This window comes from Shinella sp. Sh6 (genome assembly GCF_055392685.1).
In genome coordinates, this window is the sequence record NZ_AP044006.1 from 1 (window position 1) to 19,483 (window position 19,483).

A 19,483-nucleotide genomic window follows, 5' to 3' on the forward strand; every position below is an offset into this window, starting at 1 on the left:
AGCGAATGGTTAGCAAATCGATAAAACCATGCAACTTTGGTCTAAGAACACGCAATTTCTCCTCCCTATTTCTAGGGATGTCAGGTTTTCAATTTTATGTTGTGGTGGAGATTCTATCACTAATTTTATCGTATGAAGTATTTCAGGAATAAATATTTGTATATTCGCATCAATACTTATATATTCATATATAATAAAATAAAGGCGCGCGTAAGGCCCTGCCGGCAGGGTGAAACTTGCGTATAGTCAGAAAAGAAGATGTATATCGCGATACGATATATTTCTGAAAGGAACCGTTCGCCCCGGAAACGAGGGGTGCAGGCCCGGGACTTGCGCCTTGCCAGCGGCCTTGCCGGGGTCTATCGACGGCGAAACGCACGTCGAGGAACTGCCATGCACCACATCGGAAAAATCGAGGCGGCCGACAAGCCGGGCTTCTACCGTGAGCTTTTGGCGCAGGCAGAAGGGCTCCTGCACGGCGAGCGCGACGCCATCGCCAACGCGGCCAATCTTGCCGCGCTGATCTTCGATGCCGTCGAGGACCTCAACTGGGCCGGCTTCTATTTCCTGAAATCGGAGAGGGAACTGGTGCTCGGCCCGTTCCAGGGCAAGGTGGCGTGCGTGCGCATTCCGGTCGGCAAGGGTGTGTGCGGCAGCGCGGTCGCCGAGCGGCGCAGCCAGCGCGTCGAGGACGTCGACGCCTTTCCCGGCCATATCGCCTGCGACGCCGCTTCGCGCTCGGAACTCGTCGTGCCGCTCATCAGGGACGGTGCCGTCCTCGGCGTCCTCGATCTCGACAGTCCGTCGCCGGGCCGCTTCACGCCGGAAGACCAGGCCGGTTTCGAGGCGCTCGCCGCGCTCTACGTCGCGGCGAGCGATCCTTAAATCCCTAGTGGGTGGTGGTGCCGGACGGTTCGCTCGCCTTGGGGGCGATGCCGGCGGCCTGCTCGCAAATCTCCACATGCCGCGCCAGTGCCGTGTTGGACAGCACCGCGCTGATGGTGGTGATGTCGCGGCCCTGGTACTTGGGGGTCTGCTGGGCGGCTTTCAGCCTTTCCAGAAGGGTAAGACGGCTCATGGCATCCTCCTTTTGAGCGGTTGAGGTTGAAGCTCGAAGGCTCAGGCGGCCTTCTTGCCGGCGTCGAACGGGATCTCGATGTCGACGGCAAGCGTGGAGACCTGCGCGCCGCGTTCCATCTTGATGGAGACCTTTTCGTCGTCGACCTGCATGTGCTTGGAAATCGCTTTGAGGATTTCGTCGCGCAGCTTGTTGACGAGGTCGGAGTCGCCGGTGGCGGCGCGCTCGTGGGCGAGCAGCACCTGCAGCCGCTCGCGGGCGGCCGGGGCCGACTGGGCGCGGGAGAAGAAGCGGAAAGGATTCATGCCGCCTTCCTTCCGAAGATCTTGCCGAGGAAGCTGCGCTTCTCGCCCGGCACCGTGACCGGCAGGTTCTCGCCTTTCAGGCGCCGCGTCGCCTCGAAATAGGCGAGCGCCGGGGCGCTGCGGCCGTCGGCGAGGGTAACGGGCGCGCCGACGTTCGAGGCGCGCAGCACGTCCATGCTTTCGGGAATGATGCCGAGCAGCGGGATCGACAGGATCTCCAGCACGTCCTCGACCTTCAGCATGTCGCCGCGCTCGGCGCGGGCCGCGTCGTAGCGGGTGAGCAGGAGGTGCTTTTCGATGCGCTCGCCGTTCTCCGCCTTCAGCGTCTTGGAATCGAGAAGGCCGATGATGCGGTCGCTATCGCGCACCGAGGAGACTTCCGGATTGGTGACGACGATGGCGACGTCGGCGTGGCGCATGGCGAGCGTCGCGCCGCGCTCGATGCCGGCGGGGCTGTCGCAGATCACCCAGTCGAACGCGTTCTTGAGGGCGGCGATGACCTTCTCGACGCCTTCCGGCGTCAGGTTGTCCTTGTCGCGGGTCTGCGAGGCAGGCAGCAGGTAGAGCGTCTCGACGCGCTTGTCGCGGATCAGCGCCTGGGTGAGCTTTGCCTCACCCTGGATGACGTTGACGAGGTCGTAGACCACGCGCCGTTCCGCGCCCATGACGAGATCGAGGTTGCGCAGGCCGACGTCGAAATCCACGACCACGACCTTCTCGCCGTTCTGCGCCAGCGCGGCGCCCAGAGCTGCCGACGACGTCGTCTTGCCGACGCCGCCCTTGCCCGATGTGACAACGATTACCTTGCCCATATACGTCTCCAGTAAATGGCTGTTCGCCTTGTTGTTCAGCCGAGTGTCGCGGCCTTGATCGTTTCGCCTTCGAGCCAGATCTGCACGGGCTTGCCGCGCAGTTCCGGTTCCATGTCGTCCGCCGTCTTGTAGAAGCCGTCGACGGCGATCAGCTCGGCCTCGAGCTTGCGGCAGAAGATGCGCGCCGAGGCATTGCCCGTCGAGCCGGCCATCGCCCGGCCGCGCAAGGGGCCGTAGACGTGGATCGAGCCGCCGGCGACCACTTCGGCGCCCGAGGCGACCGAGCCGACGATGGTGACGTCGCCTTCCGGAAAGAAGATCGACTGGCCCGAGCGGACCGGCCGCGTCACGACCAGCGAGGGCGTTACGCCCACCGGCGCCGGCATGGCGGGAACCGCCGGTACAGGCGTGACCGGGCCGGCCGCTTCCGCCGGTTCGCTCTCCGGCGCCTCGATGTCGCCGGCCGGGCGGCCGTCGGTCATGGCCGGCGGCAGGTCGGGGCCGAGCAGCGAGGAACGCGCGCCCTCGATGCCCATGACGCGCACGTTGCGCGCCCTCAGCGCCTCGACCAGCATGTGAAGCTCGGAGCGGTCGATGTCGAGGCCGTCGACGTCGAGCACGACCGGGCGGCGCAGGAAGAAGCCGGCCGAGCGGGCGGCGAGGTCGTCGAGGCGCACCAGCCAGTCCTCGAAGGGCAGCTCCGGGGTCAATGCAAGCGCAAGGAAGGACCGCCCCTTGAGGCGGATCGGCCGGGGTTGAGTTAACACGTCAGTCATCTTGGTTAATTTTCAGTTGCTTCGATGTAGCGGTGGAATGGTTAACAAATGGTTAACGGATTGCCGGGCCGAAGCCGCGCAGCGCCCAGCGCGTGCCCTCGCTCGAAAGCGAAAGCAGGCAGAAAGGCTCGGCATCGATGCGCCAGACCGAGGAGAGCGGCGCGCCGAGAACATGGGCGAACAGGAGCTTGAGGATGACGGGATGCGTCACGGCGAGCCGGTGCCCGCCGGTGCCGTGCAGGCTTTCCAGCCAGACGGCGGCCCGCGCCTGCGCCGTTTCGAACGATTCGCCGCCATGCGGCGCGGCCGCCGGATCCGCCATCCAGCGCCGAAGGTCCTGCGGCGCCTCGGCGGCGATGTCGGCAAGGGTGCGGCCCGTCCAGCGGCCGAAATCGACGTCGGCGAGGGCAGGGCAGGGAACGGCATCCGGCGCGAAGGCCGCCGCCGTTTGCGCCGCACTCGCCTCCGGCCCGTGCAGCACCGCCTCGAAGCGGCCAAGCGTGGCGGCAAGGCGGCTTGCCCGCTCCGCTTCGCCCGCCGGCAAGGGCTCGTCGGAGGAGAATCGGGCCTGCCGGCTGGCGGGCGTCGCGCCGCGGCAGAGCACGGTCAGGCGGCTCGCGCGGGCGGCCGTGAATGGCGTCGTCACTCTTTGCCCCTTCCAATTCGTCTTTTGCCGCCGAATCGGCCGGCAAGTCCCCGGATTTCATTGACAGGCGGGAAACACCGTTGATAGATATTCCACTTGTCTCGGGAAGCCAGTGGAATTCTGGCGCGGTCGCGCCACTGTAATCGCAAATTCGCGAAAGCCAGACCTCGAGAGTTTCAAATTCGCCCCACTAGCGAACGCGTATTCTGAGAGGGACCAAATGTCTGATATTACCTTGAGCCACGGCACGGCCGTAACGCCCATTCCCGCAGCGCAGCTCTTCCCCTGGGCTCTTTTCGGCGGCATCCTGATGCTGCTCGCGCTTTATTTCGTCAGCACCGAAGAAGGTGCCGCACGTCTCCTGTCGGGTCTGGAAGTTCACGAATTCGTACACGACGGGCGCCACCTCCTCGGCTTCCCCTGCCATTGAGGTGACGACATGACCGGACACCTTTTGCTGAGGGGCATGATCGCCGGCCTCGTCGCCGGCCTCATTGCCTTCGGTTTTGCACGTCTATACGGCGAACCGCAGGTCGACCGCGCCATCGCGTTCGAAGAGCTGATGGCCGCGGCGGAAGCACCCGCCGCCGGTGCGCCCGAGGAACCCGAGGCGGTCAGCCGCCAGACGCAGGCCGGCATCGGCCTCTTCACCGGGGTCGTCACCTATGCCGTCGCCATGGGCGGCATCTTCTCGCTGGTCTTCGCCGGCCTTTACGGCCGCGTCGGTCGCCTCAGCCCGCGGGCGCTTGCGCTCGTTCTGGGCGCTGCCGCCTTCGTCGCCCTCGTCGTGGTTCCGGACCTCAAATATCCGCCGAACCCGCCGGCCGTCGGCGATCCCGAGACGATCGGCGTTCGCACCGGGCTGTTCTTCGTGACGCTCGCCGCTTCCATCTTCGCGCTCTCCCTTGCCGTGGCCTTCGCCCGCCGTCTTGGCGAGCAGTGGGGCCGCTGGAACGGCGCGATCGTCGCCGGCATCGCCTATGTGGCGTTCCTGACGATCGTCTTCCGCCTCCTGCCGGCAATCAACGAAGTGCCGGAGAATTTCCCGGCGCTGACGCTCTACGAATTCCGCCTTGCGACGGTAGGGCTGCAAGCCGTTCTCTGGACGGCCCTTGCGCTCGTCTTCGGCTATCTGGCGGAACGCAGCCTCCAGCAGTCCGGCAACTATCGCGCACTCGCCGCGAAGTTCTGACTTTCGATCCAGCGAATGCCGCGGTCCGCCGCGGCATTCCGCCGGCCTGAAGAGGACCATCGCCTTGCGTCTGCTTCTTCTCCTGACGTTCATGGTCGCCGCTTGCGGCCCGGCCCTTGCCCACAGCAGCCGCGTATCCTCCTTCAACGCAACCGGCCTTGCCATTCCGAGCCTTTCGCACGGCGCCCTTGCGGTGCTGGACGAACACTACGGCGCCATCCTCGGTATCGCCGCCAAGGCCAGGGAAACCGACCCGGTCTTCCGCAAGCTGGAAAACTACGCGCGCATCCAGAACTACTATTGCCTGTGGGGCCTGGGGCCGCGGGCGATCGCCGACGAGGCGAGCCCCTTCAACGAATGTTCCCATGCCTATCTTTCCGCCGCGCGGATGCTGCTCCTGCACATGCGCGCCATGCCGAGCGTGGCGGCGGCGGCAGGCGATCTCGTCTCGACGATCGACGCCGAGATGATCCGGCGCGGCAGCGCGCTGATCCTGTGCGAATATTCCGAAGAGCCCTTCTACACCAGCGCCTTCATCACGCCCCACTGGGAAAACGCGATCGAGCACAAGCCCACGCTTTTCGCCGCCGCTTCTCCCCTTCTTGCGGTGGCCGGGCTCGTCTTCCTGCGCTTGCGGCGCGTTACCTGAGCGCAATGTGCCGGACATGCTTTGCGGCGCATGGAATTTGTCCTCGCAAGGCATAGTCTGAGAATTTCCTGCCTGTGTTGGCGGCGCGATTGGCGCCAATATCCGGCAGTCCCGTCATTGAGGAGCAACCGATGCTGACCGCGATTCCGACCCGGCGAACCTTCCTTCAGGCAGGCGCCGCCCTTCTCGCCTCCACCGCCCTGCCGACCCTTGCCCGCGCGCAGGCCGCACCTGCCGGCGGGCGGCTGATCGTGGCGGCCGATTCGGAGCCGAAGAACCTCAATCCGGCCATCGTCGCCTCCAACGGTGTGTTCTTCGTGGCGAGCAAGGTGATCGAGCCGCTGGCCGAGGCCTCCTTCGAGGGCAAGGATGGTCTTTCGCCGCGCCTTGCCACCGCCTGGGAAGGATCCGAGGACGGGCTTTCCGTGACGTTCAAGTTGCGCACGGGCGTGACCTGGCACGACGGCAAGCCCTTCACCTCCGCCGACGTCGCCTTCTCGGCTCTCAGCGTCTGGAAGCCCCTGCAGAATCTCGGCCGCATCGTCTTCGCCAATCTGGAGACCGTGGAAACGCCCGATGCGGCCACCGCCGTCTTCCGCTTTTCCAAGCCCACGCCGCTCCAGCTCATCCGCAACGCCCTGCCGGTCGTCAGCAGCGTCATTCCGAAACACCTCTACGAGGGCACGGACATCGCCGCCAATCCGGCGAACGTCCAGCTCGTCGGGACCGGCCCGTTCCGTTTCGCCGAATACAAGCCCGGCGAATATTACCGCCTGACCCGCAACGACGCCTATTGGGGCAAGCCGCAGCCGAACCTCGACGAGATCGTCTTCCGCGTCCTGCCGGACCGCGCCGGGGCGGGCGCCGCGCTGGAGGCGGAGGAGATCCAGCTCGCCGCCTTCTCCGCCGTGCCGCTCACCGACCTCGACCGCATCTCCAGGGTGCCGGGTATCAAGGTCATCACCAAGGGCTACGAGGCGCTGACCTACCAGCTCGTCGTGGAGATCAACCACCGCCGCAAGGAACTCGCCGACCTCAAGGTCCGCCAGGCCATCGCCCATGCCATCGACAGGAAATTCGTCGTCGACACGATCTTCCTCGGCTATGCGGCCGCCTCCACCGGCCCCGTGCCGAAGAACGCGCCGGAATTCTACGACGCCGACGTGCCGACCTACGATTTCGACGTCGCAAAGGCCAATGCGCTGCTCGACGAGGCGGGCTATGCCAAGGATGCGGACGGCAAGCGCTTCTCGCTGAAACTGCGTCCGGCGCCCTATTTCAACGAGACGCGCCAGTTCGGCGATTACCTGCGCCAGGCGCTCGCCGCCGTCGGCATCGATGCGGAAATCGTCAACGCCGATTCGGCCGCGCACCAGAAGGCGGTCTATACCGACCACGATTTCGACCTTGCCGTCGCCCCGCCGGTCTTCCGCGGCGATCCGGCGATCTCCACCACCATCCTCGTCCAGTCCGGCATTCCGGCCGGCGTCGGCTTCTCCAACCAGGGCGGCTATGCGAATGCCGAGCTCGACGCCGTGATCGCCAAGGCGGCCGAGACCATCGATACCGCCCGGCGCACCGAGCTCTACCGCCAGTTCCAGAAGCTCGTCGCGGCCGACCTGCCGCTGATCAACGTCGCCGAATGGGGCTTCATCACGGTCGCCCGCGACAGCGTGCTCAACGTCGCCAGCAACCCCCGCTGGGCCGTCTCCAACTGGGCCGATACCGCGCTTCAGGGGTGATGGCGAGGCAATGAAGGCACCTGCCGCGAACACCCCCCTCTGGCCTGCCGGCCATCTCCCCCTCAAGGGGGGAGATCGGATGGAGCTGCGTTTTGCCCGTTTCCAGCGATGCCGTTTGAACGGGGTGGGTGCATCTTGCCAATCTCCCCCCTTGAGGGGGAGATGGCCGGCAGGCCAGAGGGGGGTGCCACAGACGCGTTGCCCACGGCGCACAAGTCTGCGGCAGGCGGCATGAACCGTGCGCTCCGCCTCATTGCCCGCCGCGCGCTCGCCAGCATCCCGGTGCTGCTGATCGTCGTCGTCCTGACGTTCCTGCTTCTGGAGACGGCGGCGGGGGATGCGGTGGATGCCTATCTTCTTTCCATCGGCGGCGGGGACGCCGCTGTTGCGCAGTCGCTGCGCGCGGCCTACGGGCTCGACCAGTCCATGCCGGCGCGGCTGTGGCTCTATCTTTCCTCGCTCGCCCGGCTCGACCTCGGCTGGTCCGTCGCCTTCGACCGGCCGGTGCGCGACCTCATCGTCGAGCGCCTGCCGAATACGCTGCTGCTGATGGGCAGCGCCACCGCGCTGTCCTTCGGGCTCGGCTCGGCGCTCGGCATCCTCGCCGGCGCGCGGCCGGGCAGCTTTCGCGACCGGGCACTGTCGACGGTTTCGCTCGTGCTCTATGCGATCCCGAGCTTCTGGCTCGGCCTCGTCCTCAGCATCGTCTTCGCCGTGCAGCTGCACTGGCTGCCGACCTCGGGGATCGAGACCATCGCCTCCGGCCGCACCGGCCTTGCTCGCGCGGTCGATATCGCCGCCCATCTCGCGCTTCCCGTCGGCACGCTGGCGCTCATCTACATGGCGCTGTTCCTGCGCGTGATGCGCGCCGGCATGGCGGAGATCTGGGGCATGGATTTCGTGCTCTTCGCCCGCTCCAAGGGGCTTTCGCGCATGCGGATCGTGCTCAGGCACGTCGCGCGCAATGCGCTGCTGCCGCTCGTCACCATGCTCGGCCTGCAGGCGGCGGCGATGCTCGGCGGCAGCGTCGTCATCGAGAGCATCTTCGCCATTCCCGGCTTCGGCCGCCTTGCGCAGGAGGCCGTCAGCGGGCGCGACACGGCACTCCTTATCGGTATCATCGTCACGAGCGCGGTGCTGGTCATCGCGGTCAACCTCCTCGTCGACATCGTCTACGCCCTGCTCGATCCGCGCGTCGGCGCCACGGAGCGCGGCGCATGAGGACGATGTGGCGATTGCTGGCGACCCCGGAAGGCGCGATCGGTCTTGCCCTTCTGGCGTGCCTCGCGCTCGTCGCCCTCTTCGCGCCGGTGCTTTCGCCGGGCGATCCGCTGCGCATTGCCGGCCGGGCGTTGACGGTGCCGTTCAGCGATCCCGCCTTTCCGCTCGGCACGGACCGGCTGGGGCGCGACGTGCTGGCGGGCCTCATCCACGGCGCGCGCACCTCACTCGCCGTCGGCCTTGCCGCGGCGGCGGCTGCGCTCGCCATGGGCCTGTGCGTGGGGCTTGCGGCGGGCTTTGCCGGGGGGCTCCTCGACGAGGCGCTGATGCGCGTGGTCGATGCTTTCCAGATCGTGCCGGGCTTCCTGCTGGCGCTTGCCTTCGTCAGCGTCGTCGGCCCCTCCGTGCCGGTGGTGGTGCTGGCCATCGCGCTGGGCGCCTGGGCCGATCCGGCGCGGCTCACCCGGGCGCAGGTCCTCTCCGTCCGCGAGCGCGACTATGTCGCCGCCGCGCGGGTCGCCGGCATGCATCCGGTGGGGATCGCCGTCCGGGAAATCCTGCCGAACGTGCTGCCGCCGGTGCTGGCGCTCTCGGCGATCATCGTCGCCGCCGCCATCCTCACCGAGGCCGCGCTCTCCTTCCTCGGCCTTGGCGATCCGAACGTGGTCACCTGGGGCTCGATGATCGCCGAAGGGCGCAACGTGCTGCGCTCCTCGCCCTGGCTGTCGATCTTCCCGGGCATCGCGCTCGTCCTCACGGTTGTCGGCGTCTATCTGCTCGGCGAGGGGCTGACCCGGGCGCTTTCCGGCCGGAGGGCAGCGGCATGACGGCGCTCTGCGAAATCCGCGGTCTTTCCGTCGCCTATCCCGGCGCGTCCGTGCCCGCCCTTGACGGAATCGACCTCGATATCCGCCCCGGCGAGCGGCTGGCGGTGATCGGCGAAAGCGGTTCGGGCAAGAGCACGCTCGCCCGCGCGCTTGCCGGCCTTTTACCGGACGGCGCGCGGGTCGAAGGCGGGATGCGCTGGGCCGCGGGGTCGCCGCCGCGGCCGGGCCGCGACCTCGGCTTCGTCTTCCAGGATCCGGCGGCAAGCCTCAATCCGGTGCTGACTATCGGCGAGCAGGTGGGGGAGGGCGCCCGCCGGCACCTCGGCCTGTCGCGGCGACAGGCGCTTTCGCTCGCGGTGGAGATGCTGGAGAAGGTACGGCTCCCCGATCCCGGAAAGGTGGCGAAGGCCTTTCCGCACCAGCTTTCCGGCGGCCAGCGCCAGCGCGTGGCGATCGCCGCCGCGCTTGCCGCGAAACCCGGCATGCTGATCGCCGACGAGGCGACGAGCGCGCTCGACATGGTGGTGCAGGCGGAAATCGTCTGGCTGCTCGACGATCTCGTGCGCGCGGCCGGCATGATGCTGCTCTTCATCACCCACGATATCGCGCTCGCCTCCGGCTTTGCCGACCGCGTCGCGATCTTCCGCAAGGGCGCGCTGGTCGAGACCGGCCCGACCCGGACGGTGCTCGCCGCGCCGGCGGCGGCCTATACGAAAACGCTGATTGCCAGTCATCGCGACCTTGCGACGCCGCCCCTCATTCGCGAGGCGGCGCCATGACCCTGCTTGTCGCCGAAGGCCTCAGCAAACGCTATGCCGCCGGCCGCGGCGTGACGGCACTCGACGGCGTCTCGCTTCACCTGTCGCCCGGCGAGACGCTCGGCCTGGCGGGCGCCTCCGGCAGCGGAAAGTCGACGCTGGCGCGCGTCCTCACGCGCCTCGCCGAGCCGGATACCGGCAGCATCCGCTTTGCCGGCGAGGACTGGCTGGCGCTTTCCGGCGCGCCGCTGCGCCGCAGGCGGGCCAGGATGCAGATGGTCTTCCAGGATGTGCTCGGCGCGTTCAACCCGCGCGCCACGGTCGCCTCCGCGCTGGAGGATCCCTTGCGCATCCACGCCGTCGTGCCGAAGGGCGAGCGGGCGCGCGAGGTCGCCGCGCTGCTCGACCGCGTCGGCCTGCCCGCCGCCTATGCCGGCCGGTCGATCCGCGAGGTTTCCGGCGGCGAGCGTCAGCGCATCGCCATCGCGCGGGCCATCGCCACGCATCCGGCGCTGATCGTGCTGGACGAAGCCGTCTCGGCCCTCGACGTCTCCGTGCGCGAAAAGATTCTCGAGCTGCTGGTGACGCTTCAGGAGGAGCGGGGCATCGCCTATCTCTTCGTCTCGCACGACCTTTCGGTGCTCGCCGCCGTCGCCCATCGCATCGCCGTCATGGAGGCGGGCCGGATCGTCGAGACCGGACCCACTTCCCGCGTGATCGCCGATCCGCAATCGCCCGCCGCCCGCGCGCTGGTGCGCGCCGTGCCGCGCCTTGTCATCGAATAGGAGCCGCCATGCCGTTCGACCGCTGGAATGCCCTCAACGACGTCCCCGTCTTTCCCGCCGAACGCTTCGGCGCGGTCGCCGACCGGCTTGGGAAAATCCTGGCGACCCGCAACGATATCCTGCTCTTCCAGACAGAGGCCGTGGTGGCGCTGGAGGCGGTGGCGGCAAGTCTTGCCCGTCCGGGCCTGAAAGCGATCAACATCGTCACCAGTCCCTTCGGCGCCTGGACCGGCGGCTGGCTGCGGCGCGGCGGGGCGGAGGTCGTGACGCTGACTGCCGAGCCTGCCCGGCCCATCGATATTGAGGCCATGACGGCAGCCTTAGACGCCCATCCCGATGTCAAGGCCGTCTTCTTGTGCCATGCCGAATCGGCGAACGGCGTGCTCAATCCGCTGGAGGAGATCATCGCGGCCGGCCGGGCGCGCGGCATCGTCACGGTGGTGGATGCCGTCGCCTCGGTGGGCGGCCATCCCCTTGCGGTCGATGCCCTCGGCGTCGATATCGCGGTGATCGGGCCGCAGAAGTCGCTGGCCGGCCCCGCCGGCGTCTCGGCGGTTTCGGTAAGCCCGGCCGCGTGGGCGCTCATAGCCAAGGAGGGAGGGCCGCGGGACTCCAGCCTTTCGCTCCTCGACCGCAAGGCCTGGCTCGATGCCGGCCGCGGGGCACTGCCCGGCACCTCGGCGCAACTCGAATTCTTCGCGCTGGAAGCGGCGCTCGACCGCGTGGAGGCCGAAGGGCTCGACGCCATTCTTGCCCGCCACGCCAAGGCGGCGCGGGCGACGCGGGCCGGCCTCCTCGCGCTTGGCGGCGAACCCTCCGCCGAGGCCGGCCGGGCCTCCCATCTCGTCACGACGGTCCGCCTGCCAGAGGGTGTGGACATGGAAGCCCTCCTTACCGCCGCCACGCCGCTCGACACGGATTTCTCCGCCGGCGTCGGCCCGGGTGCCGAGAGGCTGGTGCGGCTCAACCATACCGGCCGGCGCGCGCGCTTCGAGACGGTGCTTTCGGGCGTCGTCGGCTACGGTATCGCGCTTGGCAAGGTCGGGCAGATGGCGGATGTCGCCGCCGCGGCGGCAGCGGTCGCAGCGCACTACCGGGCGGATGTCTAATCGACACCGTCGATTAATCGCGGCCATTCGGCCATCTTGCCGGAAACCGGGGGCCTATCGATACTTGACGGATATCAGCCGCGCGAGATCGATCCCATGGGACACATTGCCGAAGCCGTCATAACCGAGACACCCGACCGCATCGACCGCCTCGTTTCGGAGCATCAGCCGGGCTACGGCCTTGCCCGACCGTTCTACCACGACCCGGAAATCTACCAGCGCGACATGGAGCGGGTCTTCCGCCGCCACTGGCACTGTATCGCTCATGAGAGCGTGATCGCGAACGTCAACGACTTCGAGGTCTTCCGCATCGACACCGAGCAGGTGATCGTCACCCGCGCGGCGGATGGCACGGTCCATGCCATGCTGAACGTCTGTCGTCATCGCGGCGCGGAGGTCTGCACCAAGCCGAAGGGCAATGCCCGCGCCTTCGTCTGTCCCTATCACGCCTGGACCTACGGCAACGACGGCAACCTCAAGGCCGCCCGGCTGATGCCGAAGGATTTCAAGCGCGAGGACCACGGGCTGAAGAAACTCCATGTGCGGGTGGTCGAAGGCCTCATCTTCATTTCCTTCGCCGAAGATCCGCTCGACTTCCTGGAGGTGGAGAACCTCCTGCACGCGACCTGCGGCCAGTACGGCTGGGCGAGCGCGAAGGTGGCGCACCGGGAAAGCTATCCGGTCGACGCCAACTGGAAGCTCGCCGTCGAGAACTACGTCGAATGCTACCATTGCGGCCCGGCTCATCCGGAATATTCGCAGACCCATGCGCTGGAGCAGCCGCTGCACATGATCGAGGCGCTGAACGAGGCCATGGAGGCGCGCACCTGCGCGCTCGGTATCGAGGTGGGCTCGGGCAACCATTGGCAGACCTCGCGGGAAGGCCACGAAGCAATCCACGCCTTCCGTTATGCGCTCTATGACGGCGTGGAGAGCGGCAGCCAGGACGGCAAGGCGGTGGCGCCGCTGATGGGGCGCTTTTCCGCCTTCGACGGCGGCGTGACGTCCATCCATCTCGGCGGCACGACCTTCCTCGTCTGCTATCCCGACCACGGCATGATCTACCGCTTCATCCCCAAGACGGCGGAAAGCTGCGAGATGGAGCTGATCTGGCTCGTCGACGGCAAGGCGGAGGAGGGGCGCGATTACGACCTTTCCAAGCTCACCTGGCTGTGGAAGATGACGACCGAAGAGGACAAGACGATCATCGAGCATACGGCCCGCGGCGTGCGCTCGCACTATTTCGTGCCCGGCCCCATTGCGCCGATGGAGCAGAACGAGTTGCGCTATATCGACTGGTATCTCGACGAGATCGGCCGCGCCTGAGGTTTGGGAGCAACGCAGCATGTGCATAGCTGCGTTGCACAATAAATGTTTCCCATTTGGTCAAAAAACGAGCATAGTGCCTCCAGCTGATGCACAGGACGGCTTTTTCCTCCCAGTGCCGTCGCAGCAGCTGTTCCCCTCTGGAGGTTTTTAACCTTCACATCTCATGGGCCGCGGTTTCCGCCGGCCCATTTTTTTTGCCCGCCGTCAGACGTCGACGGGCCGCGCGTCCTGTCCGCTCACGCCGAAGACGCGGCGGTAGCGCTCGATCTCGGCGGGATCGCCCGTTGCCTTCAGCGGATTGTCGGAGAGCTTGACGGCCGGGCGGCCGTTGGCGCTCGTCACCTTGCACACGAGCGAGATGGGATCGAGGCCCGTGCCGCCGTCCGGGTCGCAGCCGCGGAAATCGTTGGTGAGGTTGGTGCCCCAGCCGAAGCTCATGCGCACGCGGCCGTGGAAGTGCCGGTAGGTCTCCTCGATGCTGTCGATGTCCATGCCGTCGGAAAAAATCAGCAGCTTGCTGCGCGGGTCGCGTCCCTTCTCCCGCCACCAGCGGATGATCTGCTCGCCGCCCTCGATGGGCGGCATGCTGTCGGGGCGGAAGCCCGTCCAGTCGGCCACCCAGTCCGGCGCGTTGGCAAGGAAGGACGCGGTGCCGAAGGCATCGGGAAGCGCGATCAGCAGGTTGCCGTTGTAGTGCTGGCGCCACTCCTCCAGCACCTCGTAGGGTGCGCGGGCGAGCGCTTCGTCGCCTTCGGCAAGTGCCGCCGCGACCATCGGCAACTCATGGGCATTGGTCCCGATGGCCTCGAGGTCGGCGTCCATGGCGAGGAGCACGTTGGAGGTGCCGATGAAACGCTCGCCGAGCCCCTCCTTCAGCGCCTCCACGCACCAGCGCTGCCAGAGGAAGCCGTGCCGGCGGCGCGTGCCGAAATCGGAGATGACGAGGTCGGGCAGGTGCCGCAGCCGTTCGACCTTCTCCCAGAGCCGGGCCTTGGCGCGGGCATAGAGCACGTCGAGCGTGAACTGGCCGCGGTTGCGCATCGCCGCGCGCGATTTCAGCTCGTTGATGATGGCGAGCGCCGGAATCTCCCACATGGTCGTGTGGGTCCAGGGGCCGGAGAAGTGCAGCTCGTACTGCCCGTCCGCCTTGTGCAGCGCGTATTCCGGCAGGCGGAAATCGGCAAGCCAGGCGATGAAATCCGGGCCGAACATGCGCGCCTTGCCGTAGAAGCTGTTGCCGGCCAGCCAGATCAGCTCCTTCTTGGTGAAGCGGATGTTTCGGGCATGGTCGAGCTGGGCGCGCAGTTCCCCCTCGTCGATGATGTCGGCAAGGCGCACGCGCGTCGTGCGGTTAATGAGCGAGAAGGTCGCCTGCACGTCCGGGTGAAGCTGCCGGATCATCTGCAGCATCAGCAGCTTGTAGAAGTCCGTGTCGAGCAGGCTGCGCACGATGGGATCGAGCCGGAACGTGTGGTCGTAGGCGCGGGTCGCGATGTCGGTGACGGCCATTGTCTTCCTAACCCGTGATGCGCTGGTGGACGCGGTCGAGTGCGCGGGAGAGGGCCGAGAGCCCGCCCTTCTCCCCGAAGTCGCGCAACACCTGCTCGTTGAGGCCGCCCTTCGTGGCAAATTCCCCGGCAAGATGCGCGAAGGGGAGCTTCGGATCGGCGGCAAGCGCCGTCTCGGAAAGGCCGGCAAAGAGCGGCGCGAGATAGGCGCGGCCCTTCTCCTCCGGCAGACCCTTGTCCGAAAGCCAGTCCGTCGCCTGCTGCATGATGCCGAAATAGGTGGCCATCAGGGCGCTTGCTGCGGCGAGAAGGTCGTACTCCGCCTTCGTCTCGCATTCGACGGCCGTGCCGAGCGCGGCAAACAGCGCCGCCGTCTCCCCGTCCGGCGGAAAGATCGCGGTGACGCCCTTGCGCTGCGCCACGAAGGGCAGGGGGATCGTCTGTGTCAGGCGCACGTCCGCGCCGATCCAGTCGAGGAGGGTAGTCCGGGCGGTTGCGGCGACGACGCTGATCACCGTCTGGCCGTCGCGAAAGCGCAAGGGGCGGACGACCTCCTCGGCGATCTGCGGGCGGATGGCGAGCACGACGGTCTCGCAGCCGTCGACGATCGTCTGGTTGTCCTTTGAGACGGCAACGGCCGGGAAATCGGCGGCGAGCCTTGCGGCGATCTGCGCATTGCGGGCCGAGACCATGACCGCCTCCACTGCGGGCGGGGACGCAAGAAGCCCGCGCACCATGGCGTCGGTGATCGCGCCGGTTCCGATGAACCCGATCCTGCGGGCAAGGGGCTTGGTCATTCTGAGGTTCCGTTCCTGTCGCGCCGGCATAGGGCCAGAAAAACCGGCGCGCAGCAATTGCAAATTTCCCCTTCCGCCGGGCATGCGGGTGCCTTGCGGCCCCGGCGCCCGCCATGCCAGTGTGCGTATCGCGGGAAAAGCCCGCAAGCCGGCCGATGAAGAAGAGCAGGCTGCGGGCGGGGAACGATCTTGCAGGTACCGACCCGCGCGGACGCGGGCGAAAAAGGGAGTTGAGAGACATGAGACGCATCCTGATCCTCGGCGCGGCCTTCGGCCTGCTCATGGGCACGGCCGCGCGGGCGGACGACATCACCTTCGCGGTGGCCGGACCCATGACCGGGCCGCTCGCCACCATCGGCGACCAGTTCAAGCAGGGCGCGCAGGCCGCCGCCGACGCCATCAACGCCAAGGGCGGCGTCATGGGCCGGCAGGTCAAGCTGCAGTTCGAGGACGACCAGTGCGACCCGAAGCAGGCGGTCTCCGTCGCCAACCGCATCGCGGCGAGCGGCATCAAGTTCGTCGACGGCCATGCCTGCTCGGGTTCGAGCATTCCGGCCTCCGCCGTCTATGCGGAAAACGGCACGCTGATGATGAGCCCGGCTTCCTCCAACCCGGTGATGACGGACGACGCTGCCGCCAAGGGCTGGACCAACATCATGCGCCTCTACACGCGCGACGACGCGCAGGGCGCCTTCATCGGCCCATGGATCGCCATGCAATATGCCGGCAAGAATGTCGCCGTGCTGCATGACAAGACGGCCTATGGCCAGGGCGTTGCCGACGCCGTGCGTGCCACGATGAACGAGAACGGTCTGAAGGAGGCGATCTACGAAGGCATCAATGCCGGCGAGAAGGACTACAACGCCCTCGTCACCAAGCTGAAGGACGCCAAGGTCGAGGTCGTCTATTTCGGCGGCTACCATCCGGAAGCCGGCCTCATCCTGCGCCAGGCCGCCGAGCAGAACTACAAGTTCCAGCTCATCATGCCCGATTCCATCGCCTCGCCGGAATTCTGGCAGGTGGCGGGCCCGGCCGGCGAAGGCACGCTCTTCGTCTTCCCCTCCGATCCGCAGGCCAAGCCCGAGGCGAAGGAGGCCGTCGAGAAGATTTCGGCCGGCGGCTTCAAGCCGGAAGGCTTCACGCTCTTCTCCTATGCCGTGATCCAGGCCTTCGCGCAGGGCATCGAGCGCGCCGGCTCCGACGATCCGACGAAGGTCGCCGAAGCCCTCAAGAACGGCCAGCCGATCGACACCGTCGTCGGTTCCGTCCTCTTCGACGAGAAGGGCGACCTGAAGGACGCCAGCTACGACATCAACCGCTGGAGCAATGGCAGCTACGCCTCGATCAAGAAGTAGGCGACGCGTGGAAGGCGGCGAGGGCCGCCTTCCGTCCCGTTTCCCAATCAGTCGCCGAGCGCCTGCCGGTCGTCGCCGTCGCGGCGGCGGACAAGCTCTTCCTTGATGCTGCGCAGGATCCTCGTCGCCTTCTCGCGATCCGCATAGGCGACGAGGTTGGCGAGGATGTCGATGACGGCGAGATAGGCGTAGCGCGTCGAGGTGGGGCGGAAGATGTTCCTGCCCTCCGGCAGGTCGACGGCAATGACGACGTCGGCCGCCTTCGCCACCGGCGAGCCGCTCTGCGTGACGACGATGGTGGGAACGCCTCGCCCGCGCGCAAGGTCGAGGCAACGCACCAGCATCGGGTCGCGCCCGCTGAAGGACGAGCCGAAGACCACCGTGCCCGGCGCGGCGGCGGCGGCGAGCATGGCGTTCATGCCGTGGTCGCTGGAGGCGCTGACCGGGCAGCCGAGGCGGAAAAGCCGGTTGTGCAGTTCATGGGCGATCATCGCGGAATTGCCGCTGGCGCCGAAGGCATGGATGAAATCGGCCCCGCGCAGCAGATGCGCGGCCTTGCTCATCGCTGCGAGGTCGAGCTGGCGGTGCATCTGGAAAAGCGCGTTCTGCGCCTTGGCGACGATATCCTCGGCGACCTCCTCCGGCGTCTCGGTCGGCGTTTCCGGTGCGAAATAGCGAAGGCCCACATAGGGCATCTTGGCGAGCTGCACCTTGAAATCGGGAAAACCCTGGCAGCCGAGCCGGCGGCAGAAGCGCGTCACCGTCGGCGGCGAGACGCCCGCCCGCTCCGCCAGATCGTTGATCGACGCGTTGACGGCAAAATCGATATCCTCCAGCACCAGGCGGGCGAGCGCCTTTTCCCGTGCGGAAAACGTGCCCTCTTCGTCCGAAAGGGCGTGAAGAAGGTCCATGCATGCTCCTAACAGATGATGTGCCGTTCGGCCGTTCGTATCATACCCGGCGCGTCGCTTCATATGTAAATTATTTTCATAAAATGGCATTCCGTGTTGACGGAAACGGAGAAAATAGCGCATTTCTGAAAACAGATTACACATCAAACGTCAGGAATGATCGGCATGCGCATCTTCACCGCGTCGCTCGCCACCGAGACCAATACCTTTTCCCCCGTGCCGACGGACCTCAACGCCTTCAAGGCGGCGTTCTATGCGGGGCCGGGGGAGCATCCGGAAACGCCGACGCTCTGCTCCTCCGTCGTGCCGATCCTGCGCCGTCGCGGGAAGGCGGAGGGCTTTACGGTGATCGAGGGCACGTCCTGCTGGGCGGAGCCGGCCGGCCTCATCCAGCGGCAGACTTATGAGGGCCTGCGCGACCTGATCCTCGGCGAGCTTGCCGCCGCTCTGCCCGTCGATGCCGTCGTGCTGGGCCTGCACGGCGCGATGGTGGCGCAGGGCTACGACGACCCGGAGGGCGATTTGCTGGCTCGCATCCGCGATCTCGTCGGCCCCGGCGTGCTGGTCGCCGCCGAATTCGATCCGCACAGCCACCTGACGGCCAAACGCGTCGAAAATCTCGACCTGATGGCGGCTTTCCTCGAATTCCCACATACGGATTTCGAGGAGCGTGGCGAGCATGTCGTCGATCTTGCGCTACGCACCCTGAAGGGCGAGGTCCGCCCGGTCATCTCGACCTTCGACTGCCGGATGATCACCATCTACCCGACGAGCCGCGAGCCGATGCGCTCCTTCGTCGACCGGCTGAAGGCGATGGAGGGGCATGACGGCATTCTCTCCATTTCCGTCATCCACGGCTTCATGGCCGGCGACGTGCCGGAGATGGGAACGCGCATCGTCGTCGTCACGGACGATGACAAGGAGAAGGGCGATGCGCTGGCGCAGCGGCTCGGCCACGAGCTCTACGGCCTGCGCAAGACGACCGCCATGCCGATGCTCGATACCGAGGCCGGCCTCGACCGGGCGATCGCCATCCGCGCCGGGCGGTCGGAAAAGCCGGTGACGATCGCCGATGTCTGGGACAATCCCGGCGGCGGCGTGGCGGGCGATGCGACGCATATCCTGCGCCGGATGATCGAGCGCGGCTTCCAGGACGTCGCGGTCGCGACGATCTGGGACCCCATCGCCGTCGCCTTCTGCCATGCGGCGGGCGAGGGGGCGGAGCTGGCGCTGCGCTTCGGCGGCAAGTCGGGGCCGGAGGGCGGCGAGCCGCTCGACCTGCGCGTCACCGTTCGGGCCGTGTTCGATGCCGGCTGGCAGAGTTTTCGCAACAGCCGCGTGACGCTCGGCAGCACGGCGGTCGTGCGCCCGGTCGGCACGAGCATCGACATCGTGCTGATCACCAGCCGCACCCAGACCTACGAGCCGGACATCTTGTCCAACCAGGGCGTGGATTTCACGAAGAAGGCCTTCCTGCTGGTCAAGTCGACCAACCATTTCCATGCCGGTTTCGAGCCGGTCTCCTCTAAGATCGTCTATATCGCCGCGCCGACCTCCTATCCGACCGATCCTGCGACGACCGCCTACCGCAAGGCGCGCCTCGACATCTGGCCGCGTGTCGCCGATCCGCTCGGGCTCGATCCGCCGATTTCCGGTTGACGGACGGCGGCAAAGCCTGTGTGG

21 protein-coding genes are annotated in these 19,483 nt (G+C 66.8%); 13 read left to right on the plus strand and 8 right to left on the minus strand.

The features are described from left to right. Positions 1 to 393: 393 nt before the first annotated feature. Positions 394 to 885, plus strand: coding sequence for a GAF domain-containing protein (locus ACZ5TO_RS18345; RefSeq protein ID WP_464800718.1), 492 nt, complete (start codon positions 394 to 396; stop codon positions 883 to 885). A 4-nt stretch (positions 886 to 889) separates the two neighbouring features. Here ACZ5TO_RS18345 and ACZ5TO_RS18350 read toward each other — a convergent pair whose 3' ends face one another. The 5 genes from ACZ5TO_RS18350 to ACZ5TO_RS18370 are packed head-to-tail and all read right to left on the minus strand — an operon-like array spanning position 890 to position 3,617. After that, positions 890 to 1,078 carry a hypothetical protein gene (locus tag ACZ5TO_RS18350; RefSeq protein WP_464800719.1) on the minus strand — a complete coding sequence of 63 codons (189 nt, stop codon included), beginning with the start codon at positions 1,076 to 1,078 and terminating at the stop codon, positions 890 to 892. Positions 1,079 to 1,119: 41 nt separating this feature from the next. Further along, the gene (gene minE / locus ACZ5TO_RS18355) at positions 1,120 to 1,383 is read right to left on the minus strand and encodes a cell division topological specificity factor MinE (protein ID WP_464800720.1); all 264 of its coding nucleotides are present in this window, start codon (positions 1,381 to 1,383) and stop codon (positions 1,120 to 1,122) included. Further along, a complete protein-coding gene (gene minD, locus ACZ5TO_RS18360) occupies positions 1,380 to 2,195 on the minus strand; it encodes a septum site-determining protein MinD (RefSeq protein ID WP_464800721.1) in 816 nt (271 codons plus the stop codon). The genes minE and minD overlap by 4 nt, the downstream gene beginning before the upstream one ends. 35 nt (positions 2,196 to 2,230) lie before the next feature. Further along, on the minus strand, positions 2,231 to 2,971 hold the full coding sequence (gene minC / locus ACZ5TO_RS18365; RefSeq protein ID WP_184140771.1) for a septum site-determining protein MinC: 741 nt from the start codon (positions 2,969 to 2,971) through the stop codon (positions 2,231 to 2,233). A gap of 52 nt (positions 2,972 to 3,023) precedes the next feature. Continuing rightward, positions 3,024 to 3,617 carry a histidine phosphatase family protein gene (locus ACZ5TO_RS18370; RefSeq protein ID WP_464800722.1) on the minus strand — a complete coding sequence of 198 codons (594 nt, stop codon included), beginning with the start codon at positions 3,615 to 3,617 and terminating at the stop codon, positions 3,024 to 3,026. A gap of 220 nt (positions 3,618 to 3,837) precedes the next feature. Between ACZ5TO_RS18370 and ACZ5TO_RS18375 the strand changes: the two genes are divergently transcribed. From ACZ5TO_RS18375 to ACZ5TO_RS18420, 10 genes are all read left to right on the plus strand, one after another. After that, entirely contained in the window at positions 3,838 to 4,047 is a 210-nt protein-coding gene (locus ACZ5TO_RS18375; RefSeq protein ID WP_184140775.1) for a CbtB domain-containing protein, read from the plus strand. A gap of 9 nt (positions 4,048 to 4,056) precedes the next feature. Continuing rightward, positions 4,057 to 4,809: a CbtA family protein gene (locus tag ACZ5TO_RS18380; RefSeq protein WP_464800723.1), complete on the plus strand. Its 753-nt coding sequence runs from the start codon at positions 4,057 to 4,059 to the stop codon at positions 4,807 to 4,809. Positions 4,810 to 4,873: 64 nt separating this feature from the next. Further along, positions 4,874 to 5,458: a hypothetical protein gene (locus tag ACZ5TO_RS18385; protein ID WP_464800724.1), complete on the plus strand. Its 585-nt coding sequence runs from the start codon at positions 4,874 to 4,876 to the stop codon at positions 5,456 to 5,458. 131 nt (positions 5,459 to 5,589) lie between these two features. Beyond that, positions 5,590 to 7,200, plus strand: a complete 1,611-nt coding sequence (locus tag ACZ5TO_RS18390) for an ABC transporter substrate-binding protein (protein ID WP_464800725.1) — start codon at positions 5,590 to 5,592, stop codon at positions 7,198 to 7,200. A gap of 231 nt (positions 7,201 to 7,431) precedes the next feature. Beyond that, entirely contained in the window at positions 7,432 to 8,421 is a 990-nt protein-coding gene (locus tag ACZ5TO_RS18395) for an ABC transporter permease (RefSeq protein WP_464800726.1), read from the plus strand. Beyond that, on the plus strand, positions 8,418 to 9,248 hold the full coding sequence (locus ACZ5TO_RS18400) for an ABC transporter permease (protein ID WP_464800727.1): 831 nt from the start codon (positions 8,418 to 8,420) through the stop codon (positions 9,246 to 9,248). The genes ACZ5TO_RS18395 and ACZ5TO_RS18400 overlap by 4 nt, the downstream gene beginning before the upstream one ends. After that, positions 9,245 to 10,027, plus strand: a complete 783-nt coding sequence (locus tag ACZ5TO_RS18405; protein ID WP_464800728.1) for an ABC transporter ATP-binding protein — start codon at positions 9,245 to 9,247, stop codon at positions 10,025 to 10,027. The genes ACZ5TO_RS18400 and ACZ5TO_RS18405 overlap by 4 nt, the downstream gene beginning before the upstream one ends. Further along, complete coding sequence (locus tag ACZ5TO_RS18410) at positions 10,024 to 10,791, plus strand: ATP-binding cassette domain-containing protein (protein ID WP_464800729.1); 768 nt, start codon at positions 10,024 to 10,026, stop codon at positions 10,789 to 10,791. Before ACZ5TO_RS18405 ends, ACZ5TO_RS18410 begins: the two co-directional genes overlap by 4 nt. A gap of 8 nt (positions 10,792 to 10,799) precedes the next feature. Beyond that, on the plus strand, positions 10,800 to 11,900 hold the full coding sequence (locus ACZ5TO_RS18415; protein WP_464800730.1) for a pyridoxal-phosphate-dependent aminotransferase family protein: 1,101 nt from the start codon (positions 10,800 to 10,802) through the stop codon (positions 11,898 to 11,900). A gap of 96 nt (positions 11,901 to 11,996) precedes the next feature. Further along, positions 11,997 to 13,226, plus strand: coding sequence for an aromatic ring-hydroxylating oxygenase subunit alpha (locus ACZ5TO_RS18420; RefSeq protein WP_464800731.1), 1,230 nt, complete (start codon positions 11,997 to 11,999; stop codon positions 13,224 to 13,226). A gap of 207 nt (positions 13,227 to 13,433) precedes the next feature. Here the strand turns inward: ACZ5TO_RS18420 and pncB are convergent, their stop codons facing one another. Continuing rightward, a complete protein-coding gene (pncB, locus tag ACZ5TO_RS18425) occupies positions 13,434 to 14,738 on the minus strand; it encodes a nicotinate phosphoribosyltransferase (protein WP_464800732.1) in 1,305 nt (434 codons plus the stop codon). A gap of 7 nt (positions 14,739 to 14,745) precedes the next feature. Beyond that, positions 14,746 to 15,534 carry a pyrroline-5-carboxylate reductase gene (locus tag ACZ5TO_RS18430; protein ID WP_464800733.1) on the minus strand — a complete coding sequence of 263 codons (789 nt, stop codon included), beginning with the start codon at positions 15,532 to 15,534 and terminating at the stop codon, positions 14,746 to 14,748. A 239-nt stretch (positions 15,535 to 15,773) separates the two neighbouring features. On the opposite strand from ACZ5TO_RS18430, the gene ACZ5TO_RS18435 reads away from it, so the two are divergent. After that, on the plus strand, positions 15,774 to 16,889 hold the full coding sequence (locus ACZ5TO_RS18435) for an ABC transporter substrate-binding protein (protein ID WP_184140798.1): 1,116 nt from the start codon (positions 15,774 to 15,776) through the stop codon (positions 16,887 to 16,889). Positions 16,890 to 16,936: 47 nt separating this feature from the next. Here ACZ5TO_RS18435 and ACZ5TO_RS18440 read toward each other — a convergent pair whose 3' ends face one another. Next, positions 16,937 to 17,800, minus strand: coding sequence for a MurR/RpiR family transcriptional regulator (locus tag ACZ5TO_RS18440; protein WP_464800734.1), 864 nt, complete (start codon positions 17,798 to 17,800; stop codon positions 16,937 to 16,939). Between the two features lie 165 nt (positions 17,801 to 17,965). Between ACZ5TO_RS18440 and ACZ5TO_RS18445 the strand changes: the two genes are divergently transcribed. Then, positions 17,966 to 19,459, plus strand: a complete 1,494-nt coding sequence (locus ACZ5TO_RS18445; RefSeq protein ID WP_464800735.1) for a M81 family metallopeptidase — start codon at positions 17,966 to 17,968, stop codon at positions 19,457 to 19,459. Positions 19,460 to 19,483 lie beyond the last annotated feature (24 nt).